The organism is Rhizobium sp. P2_G9 (assembly GCF_056403475.1).
This window is the reverse complement of the sequence record NZ_JBFUFK010000073.1, coordinates 12,449-34,958: the sequence shown is the minus strand read 5'-3', so window position 1 is coordinate 34,958 and position 22,510 is coordinate 12,449. Positions and strand designations below refer to the sequence as shown.

The following is a 22,510-nucleotide window of genomic DNA, read 5'->3' as shown; positions in this document are numbered from 1 at the left end:
TTGCGATATTTTTCTGGGTTCTGATACAGGCTGTGACACTTTAATCAAGGAGGGCAACAATGACACCGGATGTGCGTCCGCTGGTCGCCGGCAATTGGAAGATGAATGGCCTGCGCCAGTCCTTGCCGGAATTGAAAGCCATGGCCGAGGGAGTAGGCCCGCTGTCGTCGAAGATCGACACGCTGATCTGCCCTCCCGTGACGCTTCTTTATGTCGCGACGGCGCTTGTCACCGACAGCCCGCTGAAGATCGGTGCGCAGGACTGCCACCCGCAGATATCAGGCGCTTTCACCGGCGAAGTGTCGGCCGAGATGGTCGCCGACAGTTTCGGCACGCATGTCATCGTCGGTCATTCGGAACGCCGCATCCTGCAGGGCGAGACCGATACACTGATCCGTGCCAAGGCTGAGGCCGCGCATGCCGCAGGGCTCGAAGCGATCATCTGCATCGGCGAGACCGAGGCCGAACGTACCGCCGGCGCCACACTCGACGTGCTTCTGGGTCAGTTGGCCGGTTCCGTGCCCGACGCCGCTACCGCCGCCAACACGGTGATTGCCTATGAGCCGGTCTGGGCGATCGGCACGGGTGTTACGCCCACGGTGGCCGATGTCGCCGAGGCGCATGCATTCCTGCGCGACCAGTTGCGGTCACGGTTTGGCAAGGAAGGCGGGAAGATGCGATTGCTCTATGGCGGCTCGGTCAAGCCTGCGAATGCTGCCGAACTTATGGCGGTCGATAATGTCGACGGCGCACTGATCGGCGGGGCAAGCTTGAAATCCTCCGACTTCCTCGCCATTTGCAGGGTCTACGAAAACCTCCTCGCCTGAGGTTCTTACCATCGATTGAATCCGCGCGCTGGGGGCTTTCAAATTGTCAAAGCCTCGTGTAAGAGCGCGCCAACTGTGAGCTCATGTCCGGCAAGATCCGGGCGGGAATGGATGTATGCAGACCGTTTTGATCGTGATCCATCTGATGATCGTGCTGGCGCTTGTCGGCGTCGTGCTAATCCAGCGTTCCGAAGGCGGTGGCCTCGGCATCGGCGGTGGATCGGGTTTCATGACGGCACGAGGTGCTGCCAATGCGCTGACCCGCACGACGGCGATTCTCGCTGCTTTGTTCTTCGCCACCTCGCTCGCGCTCGGCCTTCTGGCGCGCTACGAAGCGAAGCCGAGCGACATTCTCGACAAGCTGCCCAGCACGACGCAGGGCGACAAGAGCCTGTTGAATTCGCTCGGCGGCAAGAAGCCGGACGAAAAGAAGACCGAACAGAAGCCGGCCAACAACAACGACATTCCGCTGACCGGCGACAACACCGACACCAGCACGCCCGCCGACACGAAGACGGACAGCAAGCCGGCCGACGTGAAGACCGAGACGAAACCGGCGGACACCAAGACCGAGGTCAAGCCGGCTGACACCAAGACAGACGTGAAGCCGGCAGACAACGCAACAACGGTAAAGCCGGCGACGACGACGACCGATCAGAAGCCGGCAACGGCCAAGTGATTTCCCGGGTTGGGATGAAAAACCGGCGGGCTTGACCCGCCGGTTTTTTGTTGGATTTGCGGCAACGCAATTTTTGGAAAAACAGCCCGTGTTCAATTTAAGTCTGGCGGAATCAGCCGGGACGAATTAGGGATTAAAGCCCATGGCGCGATATGTTTTCATCACTGGCGGTGTGGTTTCCTCTCTTGGTAAGGGGATTGYCGCCGCCGCTCTTGGAGCGTTGCTCCAGGCCCGTGGATATAGGGTTCGGCTCCGGAAGCTCGATCCTTATCTGAATGTCGATCCCGGCACGATGAGCCCAACGCAGCACGGTGAAGTGTTCGTCACCGATGACGGCGCCGAGACCGACCTCGATCTTGGTCACTACGAGCGCTTCACCGGTCGCTCGGCGACCAAGACCGACAACATCACCACCGGTCGCATCTACAAGAACATCATCGACAAGGAGCGGCGCGGCGACTATCTCGGCGCCACCGTCCAGGTCATTCCGCATGTGACCAACGAGATCAAGGATTTCGTCACCGAGGGCAATCAGAGCTACGATTTCGTCATCTGCGAAATCGGCGGCACGGTCGGCGACATCGAGGCCATGCCGTTCATCGAAGCGATCCGGCAGCTCGGCAACGACCTGCCGCGACACACCGCTGTTTATGTCCATCTGACGCTGATGCCGTTCATTCCGGCGGCGGGCGAGCTCAAGACAAAACCCACGCAGCATTCCGTCAAGGAATTGCAGGCCCTCGGCATCCATCCCGACATCCTGCTTGTGCGCGCCGACCGGGAGATTCCCGAAGCGGAGCGCAAAAAGCTGTCGCTGTTCTGCAATGTGCGGCCGTCTGCCGTTATCCAGGCATTGGACGTGCAGAGCATTTATGACGTGCCGATCGCCTATCACAAGGAAGGCCTGGACGACGAGGTTCTTGCCGCCTTCGGTATCGAGCCGGCGCCGCAGCCGCGCATGGAGGCCTGGGACGAGGTGGCGCGCCGCATCCGCAATCCGGAAGGCACCGTCACGATCGCCATCGTCGGCAAATATACCGGCCTCAAGGATGCCTATAAGTCGCTGATCGAGGCACTCTATCACGGCGGCATCGCCAACCAGGTCAAGGTCAATCTCGAATGGATCGAATCGGAGATCTTCGAGAAGGAAGACCCGTCGCCCTATCTCGAAAAGGTGCATGGCATCCTCGTGCCGGGCGGGTTCGGCGAGCGTGGTTCGGAAGGCAAGATCCGGGCGGCGCGCTTTGCCCGTGAACGCAAGGTGCCATATTTCGGTATCTGCTTCGGCATGCAGATGGCCGTCGTCGAGGCAGCCCGCAGCCTGGCTGGCATCGAAGGCGCATCATCTACGGAATTCGGCAAGACCAAGGAGCCCGTCGTCGGTCTGATGACCGAATGGATCAAGGGTAACGAGCTGGAGAAGCGTTCGGCCAGCGGCGATCTCGGCGGCACGATGCGCCTCGGCGCCTATCGCGCGGTGCTGAAGAAAGAGACGCGGATCGCCAACATCTATGGTTCGACCGAAATTTCCGAGCGGCACCGGCATCGCTACGAAGTCAATGTCGACTATAAGGAGCGGTTGGAAGGTTGCGGCCTGGTGTTTTCCGGGATGTCGCCGGACGGCGTCCTTCCCGAGACGATCGAATATGCCGACCATCCCTGGTTCATTGGCGTTCAGTATCATCCGGAGTTGAAGAGCCGGCCATTTGAGCCACATCCGCTGTTTGCCAGCTTCGTAGAAGCCGCGCTGGAGCAAAGCCGGTTGGTTTAACGGCCCGCTCAATCATTTCATACGGTTGCACAGGGGACCGGATGCGGGGCAGGGCCGGCGTCATCGCGATGATTGGCCGGCTAATGTTTTACAATAGCTTTTGCGGCGAAGACACTGGTTCAAAGAGGTTAATCGCGCCAAACAAAGCTGGTTTGGTGCGATTTCTTTCGTGCAGACAAAATCTTGACCGACCACCGCGTCAGATGGCGATCGACGCCCTGGCTAAACAATAGTTTGGGCAGAGCCATTAGCCGACGAAGGTCTGTGATCCCGATTCTTGATTGCATAGCCGGCTCGCAGCGCGATGTCAGAACAGCCGCAGGCTCTTCATGCTGGCGTGCCCGTCCTTGCCGATGATGATGTGATCGTGGACGGTGATGCCGAGCGGCTGGGCGCTACTGACGATCGTCTGCGTCATCTCGATATCGGCGCGTGACGGGGTCGGGTCGCCCGAGGGATGGTTGTGCACCAGGACGATCGCAGTGGCCGATAGTTCCAGCGCGCGCTTGATGACCTCGCGTGGATAAACCGGCGCATGATCCACCGTGCCGCGCTGCTGGACCTCGTCGGCAATCAACTGGTTGCGCTTGTCGAGAAACAGGATGCGGAACTGCTCGTTGGTTTCGTAGGCCATGGCCTGGTGGCAGTAGTCGATGACCGATTTCCAGGAGCYGAGCACCTTCTTGCCCTTGATCTCGCTTCTGAGCGTACGGTGCGCGACGGCGGAAACCAGCTTGATGTCGGCCGCGACCGCTTCGCCGATGCCGTTGACTTCCTCCAGCAAATGCTGCGGTGCGCCGAAGACGCCGGCAAGCGTGCCGAAGCGTTCGAGCAAGGCTTTGGCGACGGGCTTGGTGTCGCGGCGCGGAATCAGGCGGAAGAGCAGGAGTTCCAGCAGTTCGTAATCTGCGAGTGCGGTGTCGCCGAGTTCGCGGAATTTCGTGCGCAGCCGTTCGCGGTGGCCGTGATAATGCGGCTCGGGCTGGAGCGGTTCGGTCTTTGCCGGCGGCTTTTTGGAGTTTATCTGCGGGAAAGTGTCGGCGAAGGCGAATAGGCCGCGTTCATCGGTCGGCTCGGCTTCCGCGGCCGCCTCGATGGACTCCTCCGATGGCAACGACAATCCAGGCCCCTGCGACCGACGCGCCATGTTGGCTCCTCAGCTCAGGCCCGGACGATCGAGGCCGGCCGGCGACAGCGTGAAGATTTCGCAGCCATCCTTGGTCACACCGACGGTGTGTTCGTACTGAGCCGAAAGAGAGCGGTCGCGGGTAACGGCCGTCCAGCCGTCGGAGAGCACTTTCACATGCGGCCGGCCGAGATTGATCATCGGCTCGATGGTAAAGATCATGCCTTCCTTCAATTCCGGACCTTCATTGGCGTGACCGTAATGCAGGATGTTCGGCGCGTCGTGAAACAGGCGGCCGACGCCATGGCCGCAAAAATCACGCACCACCGAGCAGCGCTCGCGTTCGGCATAGTTCTGGATGACTTCGCCAATGGCGCCGGTGCGGGCGCCGGGCCGCACCGTGCCGATACCACGCATCAGGCATTCATAGGTGACTTCGAGCAGGCGTTCGGCGGCGCGCTTGATCTCGCCCACCGGATAGCTGCGGCTCGAATCGCCATGCCAGCCATCGAGGATATAGGTCACGTCGATGTTGACGATGTCGCCCTCGCGCAGCGGCTTGTCGTCGGGAATGCCGTGGCAGACGACGTGATTGATCGAGGTGCATGAAGACTTGCGATAGCCGCGATAATTCAGCGTCGCCGGCAGTGCCCCGTGGTCAAGGCCGAATTCCAGAACGAAGCGGTCGATTTCGTTGGTGGTCACGCCAGGCTGGACCATCGGCACCAGAGCATCGAGGCAGCGCGCGGTCAGCTGGCAGGCTTTGCGCATGCCCTCGAAATCCTCTGGACCGTAAATACGGATCACACCCGTATTCTTCATCGGCGCGGAATAGGCTTCGATATAGGTGACCATGCGGGATAGCTTTCACTTGCGGGAACCAGAGGGACTCTATGCCGGGTTCAGACCGGCCAATCAAGCATTTCTGTAATTCGCGGCATCCTGGACCCTAAGCGGACTTTCGCTGGCAAGCCAGCTAAAGTCCGCTTAATCCTTTGTCTTGTCGCAGGTTCTTGTCGGAAAACCGTGGGACACTGTTCCGGAACCTGCTTAGACCCGAACCTTCACATAGGAGCCGGGTGCCTCCTCGATCGGGTTGAGATTGGTGCCGCCGGGAATGCGCGGCTTGGCCTTCCTGGCATCATGTTCGAGAATCCAGGCATGCCAGTGCGGCCACCAGGAGCCAGCGCTTTCGGTGGCGTTTGCCAGCCAATCCTCGAACTCGCCTTCGACCGGGCCGTTGCTCCAATACTGGTATTTCATCTTGTCTGGCGGGTTGACGACGCCGGCAATGTGGCCGGAGCCGGAGACGATATAGGTGACATCGCCGCCGAACAGCTTTGAGCCGACGAAGACAGACTTGGCCGGCGCGATATGATCCTCGCGGGTGGCGAGGTTGTAGACCGGGATTTTCACTTGGCCGAGGTCGAGCTGCTTGCCGCCCAATGTCATCTCGCCGCGGGCGAGAGTGTTGTTGAGGTAGCAGTTGCGCAGGTAGAAGGAATGATTGGCCGCCGCCATGCGGGTCGAATCGGCATTCCAGTAGAGAAGGTCGAAGGGCGTCGGCTCCTGACCCTTGAGATAGTTGTTGACGAAATAGGGCCAGATCAGTTCCGAGGCGCGCAGCATGTTGAAGGCGAGCGCCATTTTCGAGCCATCCAAAAAACCCTCGGCGGCCATGCTCTTCTCGATCGCCTGCACCTGCTCCTCGTCGACGAAGACTTTGAGGTCGCCGGCATGGGTGAAATCGACCTGGGTGGTGAACAGAGTTACCGTCTTGATGCGCTTGTCGCCGCGCGCCGCATGCAGGGCCAGCGTTGCCGCCAACAGGGTGCCGCCGACGCAATAACCGATGGCGTTGACATCCTTCTCGCCAGTGGCCTTGGCGATGGTATCGAGGGCGAAATCCACGCCCTCGGCGGAATAATCATTCCAGTCCTTCAGCGCGTGCCGGGCATCGGGATTGGCCCAGGAGACGACGAAGACGGTATGGCCCTGCTCGACGCACCACTTGATAAACGACTTCTGCGGATTGAGATCGAGCACATAATATTTGTTGATCCAGGGCGGGACGATGAGAAGAGGGCGCTTCAGCACATCCGGCGTCGTCGCGTCATACTGGATGATCTGGCAGAGATCGTTCTCGGCGATCACCTTGCCCGGCGTCACCGCCATGTTCTCGCCGACCTTGAACTTGGTCATGTCGGTCTGGCGGATGCGCAGTTCGCCGTGGCCGGTCTTGATGTCCTCGGCGAGCTTCTTCATCCCCTCGACGAGATTGGCGCCGCTCTGTGCCACCGTCTCCTTATAGAGAACCGGGTTGGTCAGCACGAAATTGGTCGGCGACAGCGCCGCGGACACCTGCCTGACATAGAAGGCCGCCTTGTGGCGCGTGTGGTCGTCCAGGCCATCGGCATTGGTGACAAGTTTTTCCGCCCAGTCTGTGGTGACCGTATAGATCTGGCGCAGGAAATCGAAGAAGAGATTGTCCTTCCAGTCGTTTGACGAGAATCGCTTGTCTTCCCGGACCAGTGGCGCGGCCGGCGTCTGATCGCCGGAAACGCGCATCAGAGATCGCATCCAGATATTGTAATAAGTGGAAAACAGCAGCGTCTGCGCCTGCAGCGATCGTTGCGGATCGGCGACCCAGTATTCCACCACCTTGGACAGGGTGCGGACAATGTCCGTCATCGGATCGAGGGTATCCAGCTTCTCGCCGCTCTCGCGAGGCCTCAGCCATTCTCCCGCCGCTTTGCCGAGATTTTCCAGCGATCGCGCCAGGTTGAGCGTCATCATCTCGGGATTCTTGACGACGAAAGGCTCGAATGCGGCGGGATCGAAGCCAGGTATTCCCTTGCCGGATTTGTCGTCGGAGCCGCTGGTGTCACTCATGAGGATACATCTCTTCCGCCATTGGCTTGGTTCGGTTTGAATTACTCTGCATGAAGCGCATTGCAATTTCCATCGTTTAGAGCAATGAAGTCGTAAATTCATGTTGGTGGCGAAAGTGAGCCGGATATGGCGTCGATGGCGCAGCTGAAATCGTTGTCGAGCCGCGTTCTTCTGATTGGTGGGCTTTTGGTGCTTTCCGCCTGCTCGCAATCCATCGACGAGAACAAGGCGCTGCTCGCAGGCGACGAACCCGTGCCCAAGGATACGAAATATCCCGATTTCTCCAAGCCGCTGACTTCGGCGATGGACCAGATGTCGGACGAAGAGGCGAAGGCTCAGCAAGCGCAGCTTGCGGGTCTTGCGAGCCAGCGCCGCCGCGGCACGATCTCAGAAGCGGAATATCGGCGACGTGTTCAGGAAATGCGCAAGCTCAAGGCCACAGTGCCTGAGAAACCAGCCACCTGACGCTTCGGAGTCCTCGATATGCCGGCCGCTTCCACACTTGCGATCTTTGCGCTCATCTGCGTCGGAATGGTGCTGACGCCCGGGCCGAACATGGTCTATCTCGTCTCACGTTCAATCTCGCAGGGGCGGGCCGCGGGCCTAGTCTCGCTGGTCGGAGTTGCGGTCGGCCTCGTCTTCTATGTGTGTTGCGCTTCACTCGGCATCACGTCGCTGTTCGTGGCGGTGCCCTTCGCCTATGAAGCCTTGAAGCTTGGTGGGGCGGCCTATCTGCTCTATCTCGCATGGCAGGCGGTCAGGCCAGGTGGCCGTTCGCCGTTCCAGGTGAAGAACCTGCCGGTCGACAGCCCGCGCAGGCTGTTTTCCATGGGCCTTGTGACCGCGCTTCTCAATCCGAAGGTCGCCGTCCTGTATCTCTCGCTTTTGCCGCAGTTCATTCACCCGGAGCGGGGCAGCGTGCTTGTGCAGTCGCTGGTGCTCGGCTTTAGCCAGGTCCTGGTCAGCATCACCTTCAATTGCCTGATCGTCATTGTCGCCGGATTGATCGCGGCCTTCCTGGCGAGCCGACCGAAGGTCATGATCATCCAGCGCTGGCTGATGGGCACGGTTCTGGCCTGCTTTGCGGTCAGGATGGCCGCAGAACGGTAAGGCGGGAGCCTCACATTCGTCTCCGTATATTTTCCGATATTGTGCGGCAGGTCGAGGGCGATTTCATATAATCGTACGGATTTTCTATTCATAAATGAAATCTACACAAAAAATTTCACAGACTCCGAATATTTTACGTCAATTCTCCGTTTTCTCCGTGAAACAAACACACGGAGGCTAACATGGCATTGCATACGATCAACGGCGTTCAGACCCAGACTCAGCAGATCGACACCATCGGCGATACATGGCTCATCGACAGTGGGGCCACTTTCGCGAACTGCGGGATCGTCCTCGACAACATGGCGAGCGGCAATCGCGTTCTGTTTAACGGCGAGATTTCGACGGACGATGTCGGAATTTACGATGTGTTCGGCACCTCTGGCAACAACATCATTCTCGGCAAGGACGCGAATATTTCAGCATATACCGCAGCTTCTCTCAACGGTGAGGGCACCGATTTCACCAACTATGGCACGATGGGAAGCACAGTCGACAATGGGACAGGCGCATACCTTGCCAGCGGCGTACAGCTATTTCGCAATTTCGGAACGATCAAGGTAACGGGAGCAGTCAAGTCGGTCGGCGTTCAAGTTGAAGCGACCGAGGGGGTGACCATCGAAAACCATGGCATGATCAGTTCCAAGGTCACCGGTATAGAGGTGAGGGACGGTAATGCCGACATCGTCAACCTCAAAGGTGGTAGCATTACCGGCGACGACTTCGGCGTTCGGCTCGGCAGCTACAATTTCCTGGATACGCGAACGACGCTCGTCAATGCCGGCACGATTTCATCCGGCGATACCGCCATCGAGGGCGGCGCTATGGGAGATATCGTATCCAACAGTGGTACGATAAACGGAACAGTCTGGCTGAGGAATGGCAATGACAGTTTCGTCAATACCGGCGTGATCCATGGCGACATTTTCCTCGGTGCCGGCAACGACCATTTCTCCAACAAGGGCGGCAACTGGACCGCCTTTGGCATGCTCGACAGTGGCGATGGCAATGACACGATCGATCTCAGGGGCGGCATAGCAACCACCGGCCAGGGTGCGACGCCGCAGATCTGGGGCGGCGACGGCAGCGATACCTATGTCGTCGATAAGACCACCTTCGATTTGCGGGAGAACGCCAACGGTGGCGGCATCGATACCGTGAAGAGCACGGTGTCCTTTGCGCTTGCCGACAATTTCGAGAACCTGACCTTGCTCGGCAACAAGAACATCGATGGCAACGGTAACAGCGCCGACAATGTGATCACCGGCAATGCCGGCAACAACATACTCAACGGCATGGGTGGCGAGGACCTGATCGATGGCGGCGCGGGTATCGATACGCTCGTCTTCGACCCGAATGGCGCCAAGGGTGTCCAGGCCAGCCTGTTGCTCGGCAAAGTGCACGGTGCCGATGGCCTCTATTCCTTCATTTCCAATATCGAGAATATGCGTGGCACCCAGTTTGTCGATGTCCTCAATGGCGACAACAAGGCCAATGTCATCGAAGGCGGTGCCGGCGGCGACCTGCTGAACGGCAATGGCGGCAAGGACACTTTGAGCTATGAGCATTCATCCGACGCCGTCAGCATCGATCTGAAAGCGCATACGGCAAGTGGTGGCGATGCGGAAGGCGATATCCTCCTGGGTTTCGAGAACCTGCAAGGCTCAGCCCATGACGATACGCTCGGCGGCGATGACGGCAAGAACCTCCTGACTGGAGGCAAGGGCAATGATGTCCTGACCGGCTATGGTGCGGCTGATGTGTTCCTCTTCACCGGCCATTTCGGCAAGGACGAGATCACCGATTTCTCCAGCAAGGATCGCGTCGATTTCTCGCAAGGCCCGATGCTGTTCAAGGACTTCGACGCCATGATGGCGCATGTCACGGTGTCGGGCGACGATCTCGTCATCCACCACGGCAAGGACACGTTGACACTCGACCACACGGACATGTCCGACCTGCACGCCTCGCAGTTCCATTTCTGAGGTGAACGGGGGACGCGGCTCGCGACCAGGAAAAGCACCTGGCCGCGAGTCGCTTTTTTGCGCTCACGTTTCACCTCGGGCTATTGCGTCTGTCCTCATATGTCTCGGCATTGTGAAACAATTCGTTTATTTTTGACGTGATCGCCACTTTTACAAAAATGAAATACATGAAACAATTTTCATAATAGAAGAATATTTCGCGCTCGTTTTCCGTTTCCTTTTCATGAAACCAACTCATGGAGGCTGAAATGGCATTGCATACGATCAACGGCGCCCAAAGCCAGGATCTGCATATCGATACGGACGGCGACACCTGGCTCGTCGACGCAGGAGCGACATTCGTCAGTTACGGAATCGCGCTTGATACGACGGCAAAGAATAGTCACGTTCTGATCAATGGCGATATCGATACGATCGACAAGGGAATTTACGACGCAGGTGGGGCCGGCAACGATATCATCGTTGGCAAGGACGCGAACATCTCGGCCAACACTGCAGCCTATCTCGACGGCGACGGCACCAATTTCACCAATTACGGCAAGATGACAAGCACGGCCATCAATGGAAACGGCGCATTCATTGCCGACAGCGTGCAGCAATTTCGCAACTTCGGAACGATCGCGGCGACGGGACCAGGCAGCACGTCCGCCGCCATCTACGTTTACGAAACCGACGGAGTGGCGATCGAAAATCACGGCACGATCACTTCCAAGACCACTGGTATCGGGGTGAGGAGTGGCAATGTGGATATCGTCAATGTCAAAGGCGGCCTCATCTTCGGCGATGACTTCGGTGTTCGGCTCGGCAGCGACGACTTGCCAGGCGCGCAAGTGTCGCTTGTCAATGCCGGCATGATCTCATCCCCCGATACCGCCATCGAGGGCAGCGTCACCGCAGATATGGTTTCCAACAGCGGCACGATAGACGGAACTGTCGTGCTGAGGAGCGGAAACGACAGTTTCGTCAATACCGGCAGGGTCAACGGCGACATCTTTCTCAACAGCGGCAACGACCACTTTTCGAATAAGGGTGGTGACATGAGCGGCGTTGGCATGCTCGACAGCGGCAACGGCAATGACACAATCGATCTGAGGGGCAGTACAGCAACCACTGGCCAAGGCATGACGCCGCAGATTTGGGGCGAGAGCGGTAACGACACCTATATCGTCGACAAGACCACCTTCGATTTGCGAGAGAACGCCAATAGCGGCGGCATCGATACCGTGAAGAGCACGGTGTCCTTTGCGCTTGCCGACAATTTCGAGAACCTGACCCTGCTCGGCAACAAGAATATCGATGGCAACGGCAACAGCGCCGACAACGTCATCACGGGTAATGCTGGCAACAACATACTCAACGGCGTGGGCGGCGAGGACTTGATAGACGGCGGCGCGGGGATCGACACGCTGGTTTTCGATCCAAACGGCGCCAAGGGTGTCCAAGCCAGCCTGTTGCTTGGCAAAGTGCACGGTGCCGATGGCCTCTATTCGTTCGTTTCCAATGTCGAGAATCTGCGCGGCACCCAGTTTGTCGATATCCTCAATGGTGACAACAAGGCCAATGTCATCGAAGGCGGCGCCGGCGGCGACCTGCTGAACGGCAATGGCGGCAAGGATACGCTGAGCTACGAGCATTCGTCCGACGCCGTCAACGTCGATCTGAAAGCAAATACGAGGAGCGGTGGCGATGCGGAAGGCGATGTCCTCCTGGGTTTCGAGAACCTGCAAGGCTCCGCCCATGACGATACGCTCGGCGGCGATGACGGCAAGAACCTCCTGACTGGCGGCAAGGGCAATGATGTTCTGAGCGGCTATAGCGGCGGCGACGTCTTCATCTTCAACGGCCATTTCGGCAAGGACGAGATCACCGATTTCTCCAGCAAGGATCGCGTCGATTTCTCGCAAGGCCCGATGCTATTCAAGGATTTCGATGCGATGATGGCGCATGTCACTGTGTCCGGCGATGATCTTGTCATCCACCACGGCAAGGACACGCTGACCCTCGACCACACGGACATGTCAGACCTGCACGCCTCGCAGTTCCATTTCTGATGGGACCGCGAGCCGCGCCTTTTTTGCACTTGCGTTTCGCCTCGTTTGGTCTCAAAGCGTGATTTGCGGCATCAAAAAAGTCGCATCCCAATCACCGAGGTCAATGATGGAAGAGTTTCACAAGGTCAGGCGCCTTCCGCCCTATGTGTTCGAACAGGTCAACCGTTTGAAGGCACAGGCCCGAGCCGCCGGGGCCGACATCATTGATCTCGGCATGGGCAATCCCGACCTGCCCACCAACAAGTTCATCGTCGACAAGCTGATCGAATCCGTCCAACGGCCCGACACGCATGGCTATTCCTCTTCGAAGGGCATTCCCGGGCTGCGCAAGGCGCAGGCCAATTACTATGCCCGCCGTTTCGGCGTGAAGCTCAATCCCGACACGCAGGTCGTGGCAACGCTGGGCTCCAAGGAAGGCTTTGCCAATATGGCGCAGGCGATCACGGCGCCGGGCGATGTCGTGCTCTGCCCGAATCCGTCCTATCCGATCCATGCCTTCGGTTTCCTGATGGTCGGCGGCGTGATCCGCTCGATCCCCGTCGAGCCGGATGCGGAATTTTTCCGCGCGCTCGAGCGGGCCGTGGTGCATTCGATTCCCAAGCCGATCGCCATGGTGCTCTGCTATCCGTCGAACCCCACGGCCACGGTCGTCGATCTCGATTTCTACAAGGACGTCGTCGCCTTCGCCAAAAGGCATGGCATTTTCGTGCTCTCCGACCTTGCCTATTCGGAAATCTATTTCGACGGCAATCCGCCTCCCTCGGTGCTGCAGGTGCCGGGCGCCATGGATGTCGCGGTCGAATTCACCTCGATGTCGAAGACCTTCTCCATGGCCGGCTGGCGCATGGGCTTTGCCGTCGGCAATGAGCGGCTGATTTCGGCGCTGACGCGGGTGAAATCCTACCTCGATTACGGCGCCTTCACGCCGATCCAGGTGGCGGCGAGTGCTGCGCTCAACGATCCCGACGCCGATGTTCATATCGACGAGGTGCGCCAGGTCTACAAGCGCCGGCGCGACGTCATGATTGAAAGCTTTGGCCGCGCCGGCTGGGATATCCCGGCGCCGAAGGCGTCGATGTTCGCCTGGGTGCCCGTGCCAGAAAAATTCCGCCATCTCGGCAGCCTCGAATTCTCCAAGCTGCTGATCGAGAAGGCCGATGTCGCGGTCGCGCCCGGCATCGGCTTCGGCGAGCATGGCGACGATTATGTCCGTATCGCGCTGGTCGAAAACGAGCACCGCCTGCGTCAGGCCGCCCGCAGTATCAAAAAGTTCTTCGGTACCGCTGACGAGACGCTGCACAATGTCATCTCGCTGAAATCCGCCAGCTGAATTTTAAAAGACAGGAATTGATGATGGCTGATGCCCTTAAACTCGGCATTGCAGGTTTGGGAACTGTTGGCGCCTCGCTGGCCAAGATCCTCGGTGAGCGCCACAATATGCTGGCCGTGGCCTGCGGCCGGCCGATCGAGGTTACAGCGGTCTCCGCCCGCGACAAGAGCCGCGACCGCGGCGTCGATCTTTCCAAGGCCGAATGGTTCGATGATCCCATTGCTATGGCGCGCGATGGCAAGATCGATGTGTTCGTCGAACTGATGGGCGGCGCCGGCGACCCGGCCTATACCGCGGTCAAGACGGCTTTGTCGCGCGGTCTCCATGTGGTGACTGCCAACAAGGCGCTGCTGGCCAAGCACGGGGTCGAACTCGCGGCCATCGCCGAAGAGCAGAGCGTGATCCTCAATTTCGAGGCCTCGGTTGCCGGCGGCATTCCGGTGATCAAGGCATTGCGGGAATCGCTGACCGGCAACACGGTGTCGCGGGTCTATGGCATCATGAACGGCACCTGCAATTACATCCTGACGCGGATGGAGCGCGAGGAGCTGTCCTTCGAGGCCTGCCTCAAGGAAGCGCAACGGCTCGGCTATGCAGAGGCCGATCCGGCTTTCGACATTGAGGGCAATGACACGGCCCACAAGCTGTCGATCCTGACAACGCTGGCCTTCGGAACCAAGATCGCGGCCGACGACATCTATCTCGAAGGCATCACCAATATCTCGCTTGCCGATATCCATGCCGCAGCCGATCTCGGCTACCGCATCAAACTGCTCGGCGTGGCGCAGAAGACCCCATCCGGCATCGAACAGCGCGTGCATCCGACCATGGTGCCGCAGGATTCGGTAATTGCCCAGGTCGATGGCGTCACCAATGCGGTAGCGATTGAATCCGACGTGCTCGGCGAACTCCTGATGGTCGGCCCCGGCGCCGGCGGCAATGCCACGGCCTCGGCGGTCATGGGCGACATTGCCGATATCGCCAAGAGCCGTCCGGGCGCCCAACTCGTGCCCAGCCTTGGACGTCCGGCCCTCCAGCTCGATCCCTATGTCCGCGGCGAGATCCGCAGCCATGAGGGCGGCTATTTCATCCGGCTCACCGTCGAGGACCGTGCTGGCGTTTTCGCCAGCATCGCCACCGCGATGGCCGACAATGCCATCTCGCTCGAATCGATCGTGCAGCGGCCGAAGCAGCATAGCGACACGGCTGACCGCCAGACCGTGATCCTCGTCACCCATGCAACGACCGAGCTATCGGTGCGCAAGGCTGTCGGCGTGATCGAGCGCGAAGGCTATCTGATCGGCAAGCCGCAGGTTATCCGCATCGAGCGGCCGAAAGCGGCGTGATCGCTTTGAATTGTTTTCTATTCGTGCTTACCTCTCGACCAGGTGAAGAGAGGTAGCATGGCGGAAGCGGTCGACCCTGTCGAAAGGGCATTTCTTAACGTCGAGCGCTCGGTCAGCGGCCAGCGCTGGGTGTCGCGTCTCGACCAGGCGGGGCTGAACCGTGCACTTSCCATGTCGCAGCATCACGGCCTGTCCGAGTTGATCGCTCGCGTGCTGGCCGGCCGTGGCGTCAGCGTCGATAATGCCGAGGCCTTCCTCGATCCGACCATCCGCAGCCTTATGCCGGATCCGTATACGCTGACGGATTGCGAGGCGGCGGCAAAACGCATCGCCGATGCCATCGAGCGCCATGAACACGTGGCGATTTTCGGCGACTATGATGTCGATGGCGCTTCGTCTGCCGCCCTCATGCACCGCTTTCTCTGGCAGTTCGGCATCGATCCAACGATCTATATCCCCGACCGTATTTTTGAAGGCTACGGGCCGAATCCGGCGGCGATCAATCAGCTGATCGACCACGGCGCGCAGCTGATCGTCACGGTCGATTGCGGTTCCACCAGCCATGAGGCGCTGGCGGCAGCACATGAGCGCGGCGTCGACGTCGTCGTCATTGATCACCACCAGGTGACGCATGAATTGCCGGTCTGCCACGCGCTGGTCAATCCCAATCGCGAGGACGATCTGTCGGGGCAGGGGCATCTCTGCGCCGCCGGCGTCGTCTTCCTGGTGCTGGTGGCGCTGCAGCGGCTGATGCGCGAACGCGGCGACCCGCGCGCCGCCGGCATCGACCTCCTGGCACTGCTCGACCTTGTGGCTCTGGCGACCATTTGCGATGTCGTGCCGCTCAAGGGCCTGAACCGCGCCTATGTGGTCAAGGGTCTGATCGCGGCGCGGCATATGCAGAATCCCGGCCTGGCGGCGCTGTTCACCAAAGCCGGCATTGGCGGGCCGGTGACGCCCTATCATCTCGGCTTCCTGGTCGGCCCGCGCATCAATGCCGGCGGACGGATCGGCGATGCGGCGCTGGGCTCGCGCCTCCTGACGCTCGACGATCCCGGTCATGCGCAGGAGATTGCCGCCAAGCTCGACGAGCTCAACCGCGAGCGCCAGGCGATGGAACAACAGATGCTGGCCGAGGCGGAAGCCGAAGCGCTGGCCGAATACGGTACGGGCGAGGGCGCCTCGGTGATCGTCACCGCCCGCGACAAGTGGCATCCCGGCATAGTCGGGCTGATCGCGGCGCGGCTCAAGGAAAAATTCAACCGTCCGACCTTTGCCATCGCGTTCGATGCATCCGGCAGGGGCACCGGTTCGGGCCGTTCGATCAATGGTTTCGACATGGGCCGGATGGTGCGCGACGCCGTCGACAGCGGCCTGCTGATCAAGGGTGGCGGACATGCCATGGCCGCCGGGCTCACCGTCGAACGCGCCAGATTGGGCGCTGTCCGCGCCTTCTTCGAGGAAGCGGCGAACGAAACCGTGTCGCATCTCACCTCCAACCGGACGCTCAAGATCGATGGCGCACTCTCCGCCTCCGGCGCCAGCTATGATTTCTGCGACCAGCTGGAATCCGCCGGCCCCTACGGTTCCGGCCATTCGCAGCCGATCTTCGCCATGCCGATGCACCGCGTGACGGACAGCCGCTTCATCGGCACCAACCATATCAAAACCACGCTCGAAGGGCCGGATGGCGGCCGCATCGAAGGCATGGCTTTTCGCGCCGGCGATACCGATCTCGGCCGGCTGCTGCTCTCGTCGCGCGGCGAGCAGATCCATGTGGCCGGCTCTCTGTCGGCGGAATTCTGGCAGGGGCAGAAGCGCATCCAGTTTCGGATCATGGATGCGGCGCGGCCGCAGATGGTTTGATATCAGACATTCGTCCAAGCCGGCTTCACCATTCGATGTATAAGCGACCGACGTGAATGCATGGCTTTTTCGAGAGAGCGCACGCGCTTTCGTAAGACATGCTTCGACTAGCCGTGGCGATGTGCCCCGGTGAAAGTCCGTGTTTTCCAGCATAGGGCGGAAGTAAATCGAAGTCGCGGACCGTGTGCACTGAGAACGGATGCTGATCTGCGCGGCGGCATGCTGCAACGCACAAGACTAGTGATGACGCTTTGCAAATTAACGAAACGAAGCTGTTGCCGGACCGCGGGAATTTTGCGGCTATAGACTTGCCTGCTTCTGCAGGTTAACCTGCTGGGGCAAAGTTGCGCGTGAGGGTAATTATGGTTGAGAAAACTGGCGACGAACATGGCAACAAATTGACGGGTGGCCTTGGTGCGGACATCCTCAGTGGCCTCGGCGGCAATGACGAGCTGTTCGGCTCCGGTGGCAAAGATCAATTGTTTGGCGGCTCTGGAAAAGACATCCTGGCGGGAGGAAGCGGCGATGACTCGATGCAGGGCGACGGGGGCGACGACACAGTCGTCGTCGGTTCCGGCGCCGATAGCTTCGATGGGGGCGCCGGGTTCAATTTTCTCGATTTCTCGCAGATCAAGAGGAGTGTGACCGTCGATCTCAGCCTCGGCAGCGTCACCGTCTATGCCGACGGCCTTGCCGGTAACACGACGACATTTTTGCATGTGGGCGGTGTGTTCGGATCCAACCGCAACGATCAGATAACCGGCGATGGTTTGGCAAACCAGCTCGATGGGCTGGCAGGCAATGACACGATCAATGGTGGCGACGGCAACGACATTATCAACGGTGGGATTGGCGACGACAAGCTGCTGGGTGGCGCGGGCTTCGACCAATTCAAGCTGTCGGCCGGCAGCGATACGATCGATGGCGGCGCCGATATCGATACGATCAATTTCGTGGAAGCGACAAGGGGCGTCAAGGCATCGCTTTCCCATGGCAGCGTCAGCCTGACCACTGCTGACGGCAAGGGCACAAGCACAATCCTGCATATCGAGAATGCTTGGGGCTCGACCTTGTCCGACGCACTGAGCGGAAATAAGTCGGGGAACCTTCTCTGGGGCAATGACGGCGACGACAAGCTGTCGGGCGGCAGGGGCAGCGACTTGCTCGAGGGGGGAGTTGGCCAGGATTTGCTCACCGGCGGCCGCGGCAGCGATATATTCCTGTTCAGTGCAGATCCAACTGCAGATAATGTCGATCAAGTGACCGATTTCACGCCTGGCAAGGACGGTCTTGCTCTCAAGAGCGACATTTTCGATGTCGATCCGACAGGCAGTGAATTGACTCTCGGCGTGTTCGCTTATCACCATATCGATTCGCACGAGTTCCAGGCCGGTAGCGACCACGATGCGGACAATACCCGAGTCCGGGTCCTCTATGACAGCACGGATGGCATGCTCTATTACGATTCCAATGGCAGTCATGCCGGTGGATTGTCGGAGATAGCCTATATCGGCAAGCAGCTTGACGTGACCGCCGATTCCGTTCTGGTCTACTGACGAAGCCAGGAGCACCAGCGGCCGTTCCGGGATTATCTGATCTCCACTGACGAGGCCGCGCGGCGGCTCACCATCACCACGAACCGGGTCCGCACGCTGTCCCGCAAGGGCTATATCAAGCCGCACCCGCGGAAGGCTTCTTTGGCAAGTTTCGCTCGGATACGCTGACCGCGGCAAGGCCAACGACATGCTCACCGGCGGCTTCCACGACGACACCTTCGTCTTCAAGACCGGCTTCGATCACGATACGATCACCGACTTCGACAAGCACAGCGAACACCACGACAAGATCGACTTGACCGGATGGATCGGCATCACAAGTTTCGGCGGCGTCAAGCAGCACTGGGCGATGGATCATGGCAATCTGGTGATCACGATCGGCAACGACCAGCTGATCCTTGCCGATACAACCAAGGCAGATGTTCACGACACGGACTTTATTTTTGCACCGTGAAGCCGCTTGTCGCTGCCCGACCGCATCCGCAATCTTTGCTGAAAAATCCACCTCCCGGGGCATTGCCATCATGGCAACACCTGCAGGGTATGTGTGTCATGCACATGCCTTCGTACACGATGCGTCCGAAGCGAGCGCAGGTCGCGACGTATTTCGTCGGAACCTACTTCGAGACCGAGTTGGAAGTGCTTGCGTCCTTGCATCCAGATGCCGTTTAGATAAACGTGGCGCGATGGACGTTCTGGATTGGTTTGCACACTGGTATGAAGCCCAATGCGACGGAGATTGGGAACACGGTTTCGGCCCATCGATCAGCACCGTCGATAACCCGGGCTGGTCGCTAGAGATCGATCTCGCGGGGACCGACTGTGATGGTCGGGAGCTTGAACGGATCACGCATAATTACGACCACCCAACCGATTGGTGGACGTGCTGGACGGATGGCAACGTGTTCCACGGCGCTGGCGGGCCGCTTCACCTTCGGTCGCTTCTTGAAGCATTCCGAGACTGGGCCACAAATTGCCGCTAGCGTGCGCGCAACGTCAAGCTATGCCATCATGGCAACACCCGCAGGGTATGTGTGTCATGCACAACCGTGACGGATTTTCTTGAACATTTAGGGTGCTGTTTCTTCAATTTCGTTTCCAGCACGTCATCATCTATCGAACGAGATGACGATGCGTTCGGCACAAATTGATTTGAGGCGCTCAAGCTCTTTGAGAAAATAGATGCCAACAATCTCGCGATACGTTGTCATCACGCCGCCTCCAGGCTCTGCTGTTATGCTGCCGTCGAAAATGCCATTCGGCAGATAGCCGCCGACACGGCGGTTCTCTACTGGCTGATCAAAATCGAATGCGAGCAGATCATCGACCAGGTACCACGTCTGGCCAAATTGACCCTCATCCCAATGATATTCGAATGTCTGGGCGCAAGCATCTCTAGGGACACCTTTGATGGGCTCAAGCGGAGGTATTGCCGCGTAATTGCAAACATCGGCAAGCCAGCCAAATAGTGAGTAACGTTGCTCGCAGCCGTCATATTCCGATTTAACGATTTGCCACCGATCGCCAACGCGCCGCTCGGCGGAAATTCTTATGTCGGTGCCCATTTGATCCCTTTTCGAGCCGCAATGCTTCAAATCTGGTGGATCCCACAATCTTCCGCGGAGTCAAGACGCAAGCAGTCACCCTTTGGCGAGGGCGATCGATGGCAATAGGTCAGTTGTGGCTCGCGGCTCCAGTCTCAGGGCTGGTAAGCGGAACACGGGGGTCAGTGGCGCACACCCGAGTGTAGATGTCACTGCCCCGCTCGGGCAGCAATGCCGTCTGTCCCGAGGCGACAATTGCCTTAAATTCGTCCCAGGTCTCCGGAGTTATATCATCCGACCATTTAAATAGTTCGGCGCGCAGAGCTTTCTCCGACCATACGCTCTTGAACGTGCCTTTGTCCGTTGTCCCGATCATCAGATATTTCGCAGTCTTTCCATGCGGATTTACGCAGACCCATTGGCTGACCGATTTGAAGCGGCTCTGTTGGGTCAAGTGGGAATGCTTGGCAAGCGCTGGCAGTGTTGCGGTCGAGAATGCAGCAGCCGCAGCCACGATCATCAGTCGAAATCTCATAATGCCCCCTGGAAACATCGGCAAAGTTGCACGACTGGCGGGAAAGTCAAGACGCGGGCATTCGCCCTACACAAGGCGATTGTCACCCCATGAGTAAATTGACATCGAGCAAGGGTTGTATAGTCTTGCTCTAAAATAACGCAGACAAACGCGTTGTCGACGGGCGCTTTGATGCCCGCGCTGAGGAAGCCAATGACAATCAAAATTCCGCGCGGCCACGCCCGTTATGTCATCGAAGACAGCGATCAGATCTATGTTCTCGCGACAGGCGTCGAGCACAGAACGCAGGGCGATGTTCCTACAATCGTGGTGACTGAGGACAGTCAAAACGACACGCTTATCATACAGGGCAAGCTCGACCAGGTCGGCAATCAGTTCCCGGCGAACTGGATAATCAACGCCGCCGGTCCCAACACCACTCTCGACGTTACAAGCACCGGTTCCATTCTCGGCAATGGCGGCGTGTATTTCAGCGGAGCGAACGCCACTATCGACAACGACGGCACCATTTCGGCCAGGGATTCCGAGCAGTTCAAAGATGCGGTCACGACCTGGGGCGCCAACGCATCGATCTCAAATACCGGCACCATCCAGAGCCAATACGGTACCGACATCCTGGTTGCGGCAGCAGAGGGCGGGGATATCAACAACAACGGTGTTCTCAAGGGTTTTAATGGCATCGTGGTGAATTCGGCCTCTAACACGACGGTCGAACTTGGCGGCGACAGCAGAATATTCGCTTCGTCTGTTGGCATTGAAGTGGTCTACAGCGACAATGTCAGCCTTATCAATCACGGCCTTATTGATAGCAAATCCTATGCGATCTATTGCGGAGACAACGAGAACACCGTCGTTAACAGAGGCGTGATTAGAGGCTCTGTATTCTTGGGCGGCGGCAATGACGTGTTCGACGCGATTGGTGGCAGCGTCAACAAAGCAATCTCCGGCGGCCTCGGCGACGACACGCTGATCACCGACAACGGAGCTGTGCAGCTAAAAGAGAACAGCGACGAGGGCTTCGACACCGTCAAGTCGAGCGCAAGCTACACGTTGTCTGACAATGTAGAGCGATTGATCCTGACCGGCAAGGCGAATATCGACGGCACCGGCACTGACGGGAACGACATCTTGATTGGCAGCCGCGGCGACAACAACCTGTCCGGCAAGTTTCGCTCGGATACGCTGAGCGGCGGCAAGGGAAACGACATGCTCACCGGCGGCTTCCACTACGACACCTTCGTCTTCAAGACCGGCTTTGATCACGACACGATCACCGACTTCGACAAGCACGGCGAACACCACGACAAGATCGACTTGACCGGATGGATCGGCATCACGAGTTTCGACGACGTCAAGCAGCACTGGGCAATGGATCATGGCAATCTGGTGATCATGATCGGCAACGATGAACTGATCCTTGCCCAAACAAACAAGGCAGATGCTCAGGAGACCGACTTCATTTTTGCACCGTGAAGCCGCTTGTCCGGGTCTTCGAGCGGCACACCTTTGCTCAGTGAGCGTCTTCTGAGTCCACGACGTTTCGCTTGAAACAAGAAAAGGCCGGTGCACGTCCCCTGCGCACCGGCCTTTGTCTCATTCTTGAATAAGTGCCGACAAGTGCCGCCAATTGTCGTGCTTGACCGATGTTCAGGTTCGCTTTGGAAGGAGGTTCAACTTCGGGCCGCCGCTCTGATTAAGAGCACCGAAGCTGATTGCGATTGTCTGTTCCGCCTGTCGAGGATTGTAATTAACTGATTTGCCCGACCAGATTAACTTATATCGTGTATTAGATCGTGCTGATTTGTGACGGGTTGTAACAGGCCCTGGTCTTCGGACGACCACGTGGGGGCATGTTCAACGACGGTTTGCTGCAGCATGACTTGGGCCGTCAG

The 22,510-nt window shown here is 58.7% G+C and carries 19 protein-coding genes; 14 read left to right on the top strand and 5 right to left on the bottom strand.

The genetic code is table 11. The features are described 5' to 3' along the window. Positions 1–59 precede the first annotated feature (59 nt). The 3 genes from tpiA (at position 60) to AC1DYF_RS37235 (ending at position 3,277) form a co-directional block, all read left to right on the top strand. The gene (tpiA, locus tag AC1DYF_RS37245) at positions 60–827 is read left to right on the top strand and encodes a triose-phosphate isomerase (protein WP_477883573.1); all 768 of its coding nucleotides are present in this window, start codon (positions 60–62) and stop codon (positions 825–827) included. 115 nt (positions 828–942) lie between these two features. After that, complete coding sequence (secG, locus tag AC1DYF_RS37240) at positions 943–1,506, top strand: preprotein translocase subunit SecG (RefSeq protein WP_477883571.1); 564 nt, start codon at positions 943–945, stop codon at positions 1,504–1,506. 142 nt (positions 1,507–1,648) lie between these two features. Beyond that, complete coding sequence (locus AC1DYF_RS37235) at positions 1,649–3,277, top strand: CTP synthase (protein WP_477883569.1); 1,629 nt, start codon at positions 1,649–1,651, stop codon at positions 3,275–3,277. A 307-nt stretch (positions 3,278–3,584) separates the two neighbouring features. Here the strand turns inward: AC1DYF_RS37235 and radC are convergent, their stop codons facing one another. From radC to AC1DYF_RS37220, 3 genes are all read right to left on the bottom strand, one after another. Continuing rightward, positions 3,585–4,397, bottom strand: a complete 813-nt coding sequence (gene radC / locus AC1DYF_RS37230) for a RadC family protein (RefSeq protein WP_477883591.1) — start codon at positions 4,395–4,397, stop codon at positions 3,585–3,587. Between the two features lie 36 nt (positions 4,398–4,433). Then, the gene (map, locus tag AC1DYF_RS37225; protein WP_477883568.1) at positions 4,434–5,258 is read right to left on the bottom strand and encodes a type I methionyl aminopeptidase; all 825 of its coding nucleotides are present in this window, start codon (positions 5,256–5,258) and stop codon (positions 4,434–4,436) included. 195 nt (positions 5,259–5,453) lie between these two features. Further along, entirely contained in the window at positions 5,454–7,295 is a 1,842-nt protein-coding gene (locus tag AC1DYF_RS37220; RefSeq protein WP_477883567.1) for a PHA/PHB synthase family protein, read from the bottom strand. Between the two features lie 135 nt (positions 7,296–7,430). On the opposite strand from AC1DYF_RS37220, the gene AC1DYF_RS37215 reads away from it, so the two are divergent. The 10 genes from AC1DYF_RS37215 (at position 7,431) to AC1DYF_RS37170 (ending at position 19,522) form a co-directional block, all read left to right on the top strand. After that, positions 7,431–7,760 (top strand): hypothetical protein, encoded by a 330-nt coding sequence (locus AC1DYF_RS37215; protein WP_477883566.1) that lies wholly within the window; start codon positions 7,431–7,433, stop codon positions 7,758–7,760. Positions 7,761–7,778: 18 nt separating this feature from the next. Next, the gene (locus AC1DYF_RS37210) at positions 7,779–8,405 is read left to right on the top strand and encodes a LysE family translocator (RefSeq protein WP_477883564.1); all 627 of its coding nucleotides are present in this window, start codon (positions 7,779–7,781) and stop codon (positions 8,403–8,405) included. A 182-nt stretch (positions 8,406–8,587) separates the two neighbouring features. Then, positions 8,588–10,390, top strand: a complete 1,803-nt coding sequence (locus tag AC1DYF_RS37205) for a hypothetical protein (RefSeq protein WP_477883562.1) — start codon at positions 8,588–8,590, stop codon at positions 10,388–10,390. Between the two features lie 248 nt (positions 10,391–10,638). Further along, complete coding sequence (locus AC1DYF_RS37200) at positions 10,639–12,441, top strand: calcium-binding protein (protein ID WP_477883560.1); 1,803 nt, start codon at positions 10,639–10,641, stop codon at positions 12,439–12,441. A 106-nt stretch (positions 12,442–12,547) separates the two neighbouring features. After that, positions 12,548–13,771 (top strand): LL-diaminopimelate aminotransferase, encoded by a 1,224-nt coding sequence (locus AC1DYF_RS37195; protein WP_477883558.1) that lies wholly within the window; start codon positions 12,548–12,550, stop codon positions 13,769–13,771. A gap of 23 nt (positions 13,772–13,794) precedes the next feature. Then, entirely contained in the window at positions 13,795–15,117 is a 1,323-nt protein-coding gene (locus tag AC1DYF_RS37190) for a homoserine dehydrogenase (protein ID WP_477883557.1), read from the top strand. A 57-nt stretch (positions 15,118–15,174) separates the two neighbouring features. Continuing rightward, positions 15,175–16,983 carry a single-stranded-DNA-specific exonuclease RecJ gene (gene recJ / locus AC1DYF_RS37185; RefSeq protein ID WP_477883555.1) on the top strand — a complete coding sequence of 603 codons (1,809 nt, stop codon included), beginning with the start codon at positions 15,175–15,177 and terminating at the stop codon, positions 16,981–16,983. Positions 16,984–17,345: 362 nt separating this feature from the next. Further along, positions 17,346–18,539 (top strand): calcium-binding protein, encoded by a 1,194-nt coding sequence (locus tag AC1DYF_RS37180; protein ID WP_477883553.1) that lies wholly within the window; start codon positions 17,346–17,348, stop codon positions 18,537–18,539. Positions 18,540–18,726: 187 nt separating this feature from the next. Next, positions 18,727–18,993, top strand: a complete 267-nt coding sequence (locus tag AC1DYF_RS37175) for a hypothetical protein (protein ID WP_477883552.1) — start codon at positions 18,727–18,729, stop codon at positions 18,991–18,993. Continuing rightward, entirely contained in the window at positions 18,959–19,522 is a 564-nt protein-coding gene (locus AC1DYF_RS37170; protein ID WP_477883551.1) for an immunity 53 family protein, read from the top strand. Before AC1DYF_RS37175 ends, AC1DYF_RS37170 begins: the two co-directional genes overlap by 35 nt. Positions 19,523–19,648: 126 nt before the next feature. Here the strand turns inward: AC1DYF_RS37170 and AC1DYF_RS37165 are convergent, their stop codons facing one another. Next, positions 19,649–20,104 carry a hypothetical protein gene (locus tag AC1DYF_RS37165; RefSeq protein ID WP_477883549.1) on the bottom strand — a complete coding sequence of 152 codons (456 nt, stop codon included), beginning with the start codon at positions 20,102–20,104 and terminating at the stop codon, positions 19,649–19,651. Positions 20,105–20,213: 109 nt separating this feature from the next. Continuing rightward, positions 20,214–20,603: a hypothetical protein gene (locus AC1DYF_RS37160; protein WP_477883547.1), complete on the bottom strand. Its 390-nt coding sequence runs from the start codon at positions 20,601–20,603 to the stop codon at positions 20,214–20,216. 207 nt (positions 20,604–20,810) lie between these two features. Here AC1DYF_RS37160 and AC1DYF_RS37155 point away from each other — a divergent pair, with 207 nt between their 5' ends. Further along, positions 20,811–22,091 (top strand): calcium-binding protein, encoded by a 1,281-nt coding sequence (locus AC1DYF_RS37155; protein ID WP_477883545.1) that lies wholly within the window; start codon positions 20,811–20,813, stop codon positions 22,089–22,091. Positions 22,092–22,510: the final 419 nt, after the last annotated feature.

Coding starts and splice junctions, on each gene's coding strand:
- AC1DYF_RS37170 (WP_477883551.1), top strand. CDS start 18,959: ATGTTCACGACACGGACTTTATTTTTGCACCGTGAAGCCGCTTGTCGC.
- tpiA (WP_477883573.1), top strand. CDS start 60: ATGACACCGGATGTGCGTCCGCTGGTCGCCGGCAATTGGAAGATGAAT.
- AC1DYF_RS37205 (WP_477883562.1), top strand. CDS start 8,588: ATGGCATTGCATACGATCAACGGCGTTCAGACCCAGACTCAGCAGATC.
- AC1DYF_RS37220 (WP_477883567.1), bottom strand. CDS start 7,295: ATGAGTGACACCAGCGGCTCCGACGACAAATCCGGCAAGGGAATACCT.
- AC1DYF_RS37175 (WP_477883552.1), top strand. CDS start 18,727: ATGCTCACCGGCGGCTTCCACGACGACACCTTCGTCTTCAAGACCGGC.
- AC1DYF_RS37160 (WP_477883547.1), bottom strand. CDS start 20,603: ATGATCGTGGCTGCGGCTGCTGCATTCTCGACCGCAACACTGCCAGCG.
- AC1DYF_RS37165 (WP_477883549.1), bottom strand. CDS start 20,104: ATGGGCACCGACATAAGAATTTCCGCCGAGCGGCGCGTTGGCGATCGG.
- AC1DYF_RS37155 (WP_477883545.1), top strand. CDS start 20,811: ATGACAATCAAAATTCCGCGCGGCCACGCCCGTTATGTCATCGAAGAC.
- secG (WP_477883571.1), top strand. CDS start 943: ATGCAGACCGTTTTGATCGTGATCCATCTGATGATCGTGCTGGCGCTT.
- AC1DYF_RS37180 (WP_477883553.1), top strand. CDS start 17,346: ATGGTTGAGAAAACTGGCGACGAACATGGCAACAAATTGACGGGTGGC.
- AC1DYF_RS37215 (WP_477883566.1), top strand. CDS start 7,431: ATGGCGCAGCTGAAATCGTTGTCGAGCCGCGTTCTTCTGATTGGTGGG.
- map (WP_477883568.1), bottom strand. CDS start 5,258: ATGGTCACCTATATCGAAGCCTATTCCGCGCCGATGAAGAATACGGGT.
- AC1DYF_RS37195 (WP_477883558.1), top strand. CDS start 12,548: ATGGAAGAGTTTCACAAGGTCAGGCGCCTTCCGCCCTATGTGTTCGAA.
- AC1DYF_RS37200 (WP_477883560.1), top strand. CDS start 10,639: ATGGCATTGCATACGATCAACGGCGCCCAAAGCCAGGATCTGCATATC.
- AC1DYF_RS37190 (WP_477883557.1), top strand. CDS start 13,795: ATGGCTGATGCCCTTAAACTCGGCATTGCAGGTTTGGGAACTGTTGGC.
- AC1DYF_RS37210 (WP_477883564.1), top strand. CDS start 7,779: ATGCCGGCCGCTTCCACACTTGCGATCTTTGCGCTCATCTGCGTCGGA.